The organism is Capnocytophaga sp. oral taxon 332 str. F0381, from assembly GCF_000318275.2.
Lineage (GTDB): Bacteria > Bacteroidota > Bacteroidia > Flavobacteriales > Flavobacteriaceae > Capnocytophaga > Capnocytophaga bilenii.
In genome coordinates, this window is sequence record NZ_KB291271.1 from 29,805 (window position 1) to 38,644 (window position 8,840).

Annotated in this window: 5 protein-coding genes; all 5 read left to right on the forward strand. The window is 38.4% G+C overall.

The window, feature by feature from the left end:
• The first annotated feature begins 377 nt into the window (after positions 1 to 377).
• Genes HMPREF9075_RS02800 through HMPREF9075_RS02820 form a run of 5 tightly spaced genes read left to right on the forward strand, consistent with a single transcriptional unit; the run spans position 378 to position 8,561 of the window.
• Positions 378 to 3,503: a SusC/RagA family TonB-linked outer membrane protein gene (locus HMPREF9075_RS02800; protein WP_009414960.1), complete on the forward strand. Its 3,126-nt coding sequence runs from the start codon at positions 378 to 380 to the stop codon at positions 3,501 to 3,503.
• A gap of 12 nt (positions 3,504 to 3,515) precedes the next feature.
• Positions 3,516 to 5,063, forward strand: coding sequence for a SusD/RagB family nutrient-binding outer membrane lipoprotein (locus tag HMPREF9075_RS02805; RefSeq protein ID WP_009414961.1), 1,548 nt, complete (start codon positions 3,516 to 3,518; stop codon positions 5,061 to 5,063).
• A 25-nt stretch (positions 5,064 to 5,088) separates the two neighbouring features.
• The gene (locus HMPREF9075_RS02810) at positions 5,089 to 5,970 is read left to right on the forward strand and encodes a glycoside hydrolase family 18 (protein WP_009414962.1); all 882 of its coding nucleotides are present in this window, start codon (positions 5,089 to 5,091) and stop codon (positions 5,968 to 5,970) included.
• A gap of 13 nt (positions 5,971 to 5,983) precedes the next feature.
• Positions 5,984 to 7,162 (forward strand): DUF1735 and LamG domain-containing protein, encoded by a 1,179-nt coding sequence (locus HMPREF9075_RS02815; protein WP_009414963.1) that lies wholly within the window; start codon positions 5,984 to 5,986, stop codon positions 7,160 to 7,162.
• Between the two features lies 1 nt (position 7,163).
• Positions 7,164 to 8,561 carry a BT_3987 domain-containing protein gene (locus tag HMPREF9075_RS02820; protein WP_009414964.1) on the forward strand — a complete coding sequence of 466 codons (1,398 nt, stop codon included), beginning with the start codon at positions 7,164 to 7,166 and terminating at the stop codon, positions 8,559 to 8,561.
• Positions 8,562 to 8,840 lie beyond the last annotated feature (279 nt).

Sequence of the window (8,840 nt, forward strand, 5' to 3'; positions counted from 1 at the left end):
CCAGCTCGCGGACTTCCTTCAAAAGGGGGGGGTGCCGAAGTAGTACTTTTAAAGACTTTTCGGACAGCCTCAAGTGTGTGGTGCAGTTGTGTTTTTATTTTGATGGATTATACTCATTGTTAAGGCTATTAAGTGGAAATTAGATTGGTACGAATTGGGCTGAGTTATGAGGTGATTATTGGACTGAAAATTGAGTTTAGGGGGTATTTAGAATTGTTTTTTTTTGTTTCGTTTTTATTTTGTATTTGATTGATTACATTAGTTTTATGTTACAACCGTTAATTTTATGCAAAAATAATTAGTAAAAAACTTGGACATTTGTTAAGAAGTTATTAATTTTGCAACGAAAAATTAAAAACTAAAATTATCATCACAGTATGAAAATTAACTTATCAATGCTTATGATTGTCTGTATGCTGTTTTGCGGTAGTATAACAGCACAGACGAAGGTAACAGGTACCGTTAAAGGGAATGACGGAATGCCATTACCTAGTGTGAGTGTAGTAGTAAAAGGTACTACACGAGGTGTATCTACCGATTTTGATGGGAAGTATGAAATTCAGGTACAAGCTAATGAAGTACTTGAATTTAGCTCATTGGGTTATGCTTCACAACAAAAGAAGGTGGCAGGTAACAAAAGTAGCTTGGTGCTAAACATCGTTCTTATGGAAGAAGCGCAACAACTAACAGAAATGGTGGTTACAGCGCTTGGTATTAAACGTGAGCAAAAAGCCTTGAGTTACAATGTGCAACAAGTAAACTCTGAAGAGCTTACTAAAGTGAAAGACGCCAACTTTGTAAACGCGTTGGCTGGGAAGGTAGCTGGGGTTACCATTAACCGCAGTTCATCAGGAGTAGGGGGTGCAGCCCGTGTGGTAATGCGTGGAGCTAAATCTATAGAAAAGAGCAATAATGCACTTTATGTAGTAGATGGAGTACCTATGATATCACTTACAGCAACACAAGGGAAAGATCGTTTTCAATCTTCAGGTTCAACTGAAAGTATAGCCGATATCAACCCCGATGACATCGAGAGTATGACCGTACTTACCGGAGCTTCAGCAGCAGCACTTTACGGTTCTTCTGCCGCTAATGGTGCCATTCTAATCACTACTAAAAAAGGTAAAGAAGGTAAAACAGAGGTGCAATTATCATCTAACACAGAGTTTTCAAGTCCTCTATTATTACCTGAATTTCAAAACACTTACGGCAGCGATGGCAGTGTGTATTCTTGGGGGAATAAATTGTCGGAAAATGCTGAAAAGTACAATGTACGCGACTTCTTCAAAACCGCTATTACACTTACCAATTCGGTAGCTCTTTCAGGTGGTACTGAAAAAAACCAAACATATTTTTCAGCAGCTTCTACTAATGCTGAAGGTATAGTACCTAATAACAAATACAATCGTTATAACTTCACAATACGCAATTCGAGTCAGCTTTGGAAAGACCGTTTGCGTATAGATGCATCGGCTAATTACATCAGTCAGAATAACTTGAATATGATCAACCAAGGGGAATATATGAACCCTTTAGTATCGGCTTATTTGATGCCTCGTGGCTATGGATTACAAAATGCCAAGAACTTTGAGCGTTACAACGCTACAACACATATTTACGAACAAGTGTGGGGCGACTTTGCAGCGGGTCCTGATGGTACTTTTACAGGTAACTTTACAGGTGACCATTCTATGCAAAATCCTTATTGGATAGCTTATCGCAACTTGCGTGAAGTAAAACGCGATCGTTATTTGTTGTCATTGGGTGCTACGCTTGACCTTATAAAATGGAATAAAGCTGAGAAATGGGATATTACAGCACGTATGCGTACTGATAACACGCATATTACTAATACCGATAAACGTTATGCTTCTACTTTGGCAACTATTGTGGGAAGCAAAACAGGTTACTTTGGCTTTGCAAGAGGTTATGAAAAGCAAACTTACCTTGATGTGCTTACCAATTTGAACAAAAACTTTAAATGGAATGAAAAAGACTTTTCGCTAACCGCTAACTTAGGTGCTTCGTTGCAAGATACGCAATACGATATGATGAAATACGAGGGACCTTTGCGCCGAAATGGTATCCCTAACAAGTTTAATGCCTTTAACATAGACCAATCGGCTCAAACTACTAGTGGAGGGCAAAATGGATATCACGACCAAACTCAGTCTATTTTTGGTAGCTTGGAAGTAGGTTATGATCACTGGTTGTACCTTACTCTTACAGGACGTAACGACTGGGCTTCACAATTGGCAAATTCACCACAATCTTCTTTCTTCTATCCTTCTGTGGGTCTCTCTGGTATACTTACTGATTTACTTTCCGCAGAAAAGAAAGAGCAGCTATATAAAACACTTTCATTTGCAAAAATGCGTTTGGCATTCAGCTCGGTAGGTTCGCCTTTTGATAGAGAATTAACTTCACCTACTTATACTTTCAATGAACAAAGTAAAACTTGGAGAGTAACGACACACTTCCCTATAGGTGAGCTTTTCCCTGAGCGTACCAACTCATATGAAGTGGGGCTTGCTACTAAATGGCTAAAAAACGCATTGACTCTTGATGTTACGGCTTATCAAACTAATACTTACAACCAAACCATAAAGGCTGAAGTACCAGCTTCGACCGGTTATGATGGTTTGTATTTGCAAACAGGGGACGTACGTAACCGAGGTGTGGAATTAGGCTTGGGCTATGACCTAAAACTAAAAGAAAACTTTAACTGGAACACTTATTTCACAATGAGTTACAATCAAAATGAGATAATGAATTTGGCTGAAAATTACATCAACCCTATAACAGGACAACGCGAAAGTGTATCTTACCTTAAAAAAGGAGGTATAGGAGGTGCTGACTTTATTTTGAAAAAAGGAGGTACTTTGGGTGATATTTATGCTAATAACGACTTTAAACGTGATGCCAATGGAAATGTATTGGTAGATCACAATGGGAATGTAACCGTTCAGCAATTTGATAAAGTAGAAAACTACGTAAAATTGGGTAGTGTATTGCCTAAGTACAATTTAGGTTGGCGTAACGACTTTACTTATGGCAATATAGGTTTTGGAGCTATGTTTGCAGGACGCATAGGAGGGATAGCTGTATCACTTACTCAGGCTTCTCTCGACCAATACGGGGTGTCAAAAACTTCAGCAGAAGCACGCGATGCAGGAGGTGTAAATATAAACGGCTTGAACGTATCGCCACAAAGCTACTACAGCGAACGCGGTAAGCAAAAAACAGCGATGTATTACACCTATTCGGCTACCAACTTCCGTTTACAAGAGGCTTATGTGTCATACCGCTTGCCACGTAAGTTTATAAACAACAAGATGGACGTTACACTTTCTTTGGTGGGTCGTAACTTGGCATTGCTTTACTGTAAAGCGCCATTTGACCCTGAATCTGTAGCTTCAACTGCTAACTATTCACAAGGATTAGACTACTTTATGATGCCAAGCACTAGAAGCTATGGTTTCAATATAAAAGCTAACTTTTAATTGAACAGAAGAATGAAAAAATATATCATACCTGTACTTGCCCTTATAGCTACGGCCTGTACAAAAGATTTTGAAATTTATAATCGTAATCCTTATGGGGCTACAGCAGAAGAGCTTAGTAGAGTACCACAAGGAGGTAATGAGCTTGTAAACTTGCAACGCTTGGTAGTGCCTTTGCAAGAGAACTCATACCAAATGTGTTTTGACTTGGTTGCTACGCCTTTTTCGGGCTATGCTGCGCAACCTAAGTTTCAAAGCGATTACCCTGTATATAAACCTCGTGTGGGCTGGACTAACTATGTGTTTGACGATACTTATGCCAAACATCTATACCCTACATATTTTGCCATAAAGAGATATACCCAAGGCGATATGAACAAGTATAACTTTGCTTGGGCTACAGTATTGCGCGTGGCTATCACGCATTGGCTTACCGATAGTTATGGGCCACTACCTTATTCGCAAATGGAGGAAGGAAAGCAACAAGTGCCTTATGATCGTCAGGACGTACTTTACAAAAACATGTGTGAAGACCTAAAAGCTGCTATTAATACCTTAAAAACTATAGATGCTGCTGATAGACTTTATGCTGACTACGACCTTGTGTATGGAGGTAATATGCAACAATGGGGGAAATATGCAAACTCATTGCTATTGCGCCTTTCTATTCGTATGAGTGATGTGAATGAGGCACAAGCGAAAGAATATGCTCAGTTTGCCTTACAAAATGGTGTTATTACTGAGAATGCTGATAATGCCCAAATAGCTACTAAGGATAATCCTGCCTTTAAAATGGCGGTAGACTGGGGTGACTCACGTGCGGGAGCTGATATAGTGGATTATATGAACGCTTTTTCTGACCCTCGCAGGGAAAAATACTTTACTAAAGTAGCTACACGTAACGCTAATGAGCAATACTTCGGGATGCGTTCAGGAATCAACTCTGTACGTGCAGATATTGCTGAATATTCATTGCCTAATCTTACTAAAGAAACGCCTGTGGTGTGGATAACAGCTTCAGAAGTGGCTTTTATAAAAGCTGAAATGGCGCTTAAAGGATGGACATTTGTAGGCGATACTGCTGAAAACTTGTACCGAAAAGGTATAGAATTGTCATTTGCACAACATAATGTAGCTTTGGGAAGTTATTTAAGTAATACAAGTACGCGAGGAGACCACAACGATGTGAAACAAGCGGCTTATAATGCTAGTTTTTCATCACCTATTACTGTAAAATGGGAAAACAGTGCTACTGATGAACAAAAATTAGCTAAGATTATCACTCAAAAATGGATAGCAATGTACCCATACAATTCACACGAAGCTTGGGCTGAATGGCGTAGAACAGGGTATCCAAATCTTTTGCCACCGCTAAACATCAGTGGTGGTACTGTAGCCGACCTTACACGTGCTGCTAATGGTAAAGACCAAGGAGGCTTTAGACGTTTGCCTTTCTCAACAGAAGAAGTTGTGAAAAATGGTGCGAACCGCAATGCTGCGATAGGTTTCCTTGGTGGTGCTGATAACGCAGGAACTGACCTTTGGTGGGTGAGAAGATAAAACCGATAACTAAAATTATATTCGTATGAAAAAGATAATGATATTTGCTTCGTTATTGGCTGTAGTGGCTTGTACCGAAGGGGAACCTATGCAAGTGGAAACGCCTCAACGCTCTGTAAATACTCAGGCACTTGCACAATATAAAGCCAACTTAAGCAGCCGACAAGTTACAATGGGGGCACTCTACAATTGGGGTAAAGAAGCTGGTGCTATCCTGATGAATATGCCTGATAGCCTTGATATAGTAATCGTAAAAGATAACTATAACGCTATAAATGGTGCCCTTAAAAATGACTTGAGCAGCGTACAAAGCCAAAAGGCAACTAAAGTACTTATAGGAGTAGATTTTACAGGTATTAACACTACTACTGCCGAAGTACTTAGCAAACAAGCAACTGATGCGGTTGCTATTGCTAAAGCTAATGGTTTCAACGGGGTAAGTATAGAGTTTCCTCAAGCTGCAAGTGAGTTCTTTTCGGCAACATCGTTTAATACGGTACTTACCGAAGTTGCTAAAGCTAAAGGAGATTTATTGCTTGTATATGAAAATCCTTATGAACAAGCCTCTACCCTTAGCGTAACACCTAACTGGGTGGTATATAGAAAGAAAAACAATGAACTTTTGAAGAGTTTTACGTTACAGGCTGCTCAATGGGCAAATGTGCGTTATTTACCTTCTGCCGACCTTTCTGAAGATAGCAATGATGCTGGTTTTACCGATAGTGAACTCTTTGCTCCTGATGGTAAAGACGGACGCTTACCACGAACTACAGAAATTATTAAATGGAAGGCGGCTAACAAAGGGGGAGTTGCTTTATACCATATAGAAAAGGATTATTACAATCAATCGGGTAAGGTTACTTACAAGAATTTGAGGAAGATAATCAGTGAAGTACAAAAACAATAAAAAATAGCATATAATGAAAAGATATTTTATAGCAATGACGGCGTTGCTTGCCCTTGTGGGGTGCGCGCCTGAAGAAGATGTGCCAGGAGGAGAAAAACTTGCCCAAACAGCTTCGTTGATGCTTGGGGATAAAGCGGTTGAGTTTTCATCACCCACTTCTATTTCAGCAGGAGCAAGCGAAGTAGGTACCGAAAAACTAATTAACTACCAAGTACAGTTATTCAAGCAAAATAAAGAGGATAAGCAAGCTTATTTGTCTTTGGATAATGCGCAGGTAACTAAATATAACGAAACTTTTGGCACTTCCTACAAAGTGTTGCCTTCGCAATATGTGGCATACAATAACGTATTACCTATAAAATCAGGGAATACAATTAGTGAAAAAGGAGTGCTCAAATTACGTGTAGCAGCTGATTTGGAGGACAATACTCCTTATATGCTTGCCTTACGCCTAACAAGCGTAAGTGGAGCTGCTGTGAGCTCTAATGCGCAAACACTCTTGGTTCGCTTAACTAAAGTAAAGGGACAAATCAATCAAACATTTGTGATAACTCCCGATGAATATTTTGCTATTGATAAGAATGGTTCTTCTGCTGATGATATAGGAAATACTTTTACTTTGGAAGGACTTATTAATGTTCAAAATTTTAGTGAGAACTCTGGACAAGCCTTTATTTCTACCTTTATGGGTACTGAAGGAGGAACATTGCTTCGTTTTGGCGATACAGGAAATCCTTCAAATAGACTACAAACAAATGGAGCAGGAACAGAACTTGCTGTAAACTTTGCTGTTAATAAGTGGTATCACGTAGCTTTGGTAGTAAATGGTAATAAAACAATAGCTTACATCAATGGTGAAAAAGTAGACGAATTTGCTAAAAATGGTAGGTTAGGCGAATTTTACATTGGTAGAAGCTACAACGGCGATAGGGGTATTGCTGCACACTTCAGTGAATTACGCCTTTGGAAAGTGGCTCGTAGTGCTGCACAAATAAAAGACAATATGTACGACGTGGCTACCAATGCCGAAGGTTTGTACGCTTATTGGAAGATGAATAAGGTGGAAAATAACAAAATTCCTGATGTATCGGGCAATGGGCGTGAGCTTATCCTTCGCGGACAAAAAAATAAGAATGGTAGGCTAGATATAACCATTCATAACGAAAGCAAAAACGTTAAAATAGGGGAATAATATGAAAGCAAAATATATAGTATTAGGAACACTATTGAGTGTTGCATTATCTTCTTGCGAAAAAGACGATAAAATAACCCTACCAGCACCTGAAAATAAAGCAGCGGTAGAGGGAGACATACAGCTATACAACAAAGCTAACCCTTCTGGTAGTGAAACTGAAATTTACCAAAATGGAGTATTCAACTTCGTGGCAAAAACAAGCGAAAAAGTTACCGAAGGTGGGACATTGGCTCTAAATGAATTAGAATTAAGCAAAGTAGTGGCTAACTACAATACTTTTAAAGGGACTAAAGACTACACTCTTTTACCACAAGCTAACTATACTTTTGAAGGAAATAGCTATGCGGCAGGTGCTACCGAAGCTGAAGCTAAGATTACCATTAAAAACTATAATGCTTTGGCACAAGGAGATTATATGTTGCCTTTGAAAGTGAAAATGGGTACTAAAGAAGGTTTTCATATCATAAAAGTACATAGAGATGCTGACTATGTAGCACTTAGCAGTACTTCAAAAAAACCTCTCCCTCCTGATAGTTATAACTGCCCTAATCGTACCGAGCCTATGAAAATGGTGGCTTATGTAGAAACTAACGATTGGGATATTCGTAATATGGGGCAATTTGTGCTAGAAAATAGCAAAAAACCTATTTTTGATATTGTCATAGCTTTTGCTCCTAATATGAATTATGATGTAAAACAGGGCAAACGAGTATTGCACTTTAACGATAAGCTTCAGCCTATTGTAAAAGACCCTAATAAATACATCAAACCATTGAAAGATAGAGGTATAAAGGTATTGATGACCATATTGCCTAATCACCAAGGGGTAGGATATTTTAACTTCCAGAACTATCAAGAAGCGGTTGATTTTGCTAAAGAATGTAAGACCTACGCTGATAAATTAGGTATTGACGGCTTTGATATAGACGAAGAATACGCTGATTACTACAAATTCCCCGAAAAACCAACTGTAGGTAATAAGTCGATACTTTGGTTTATGAGAGCAATGAAAGAAGTAATGCCTGATAAACTCCTTACACTTTATGACTACGGGCATAGTCTTTCATCAGATGATGTAGATGAATGGGGTAAAAGCGCCAAAGATTACTTAGATTACAGCTGGGCTAACTATTTTGAAAATCATGGTTCGTATGCAGGCTTACCTAATGAAAAATATGGAATGTATTCTATAGAAGCTAATTGGGGATTGAATAGTTCTGATTGGTCAGCTTATTATAACCTTGAGGGTTGCTACGGACTAATGATGGTTTTCAACATCAAAGGTGGAGACATTAAAAGTGGTAGAGCTGCAACTCAATTAAGCAAAGCTACAGAACGTTTATATGGCGAAAACTGTGTTTTCCAAGGGAAATACCACAAAGGACCTAAAGATTAATTCGTTTCTACTTATTACTTTATTGAGAAGCTATCCGATTCCTCAGTCGGATAGCTTTTTTTATATTAAATCTATCGCATATAAACAAGTGTATGTATACTATAAAAAACCTTACAAATTTCTTTAAAAACAAGCAAATATAGGTAATTATTAAGAACGTGTTTTTTAGGCTGTAAAATTGTGATTATTTTTGATTTTGTAGGTAAGAACTTAATCTCTATTTAAAATTCAGCACTAAATATTCACAAACAAAAAAAAGAGCAACTCATTATCAGAATT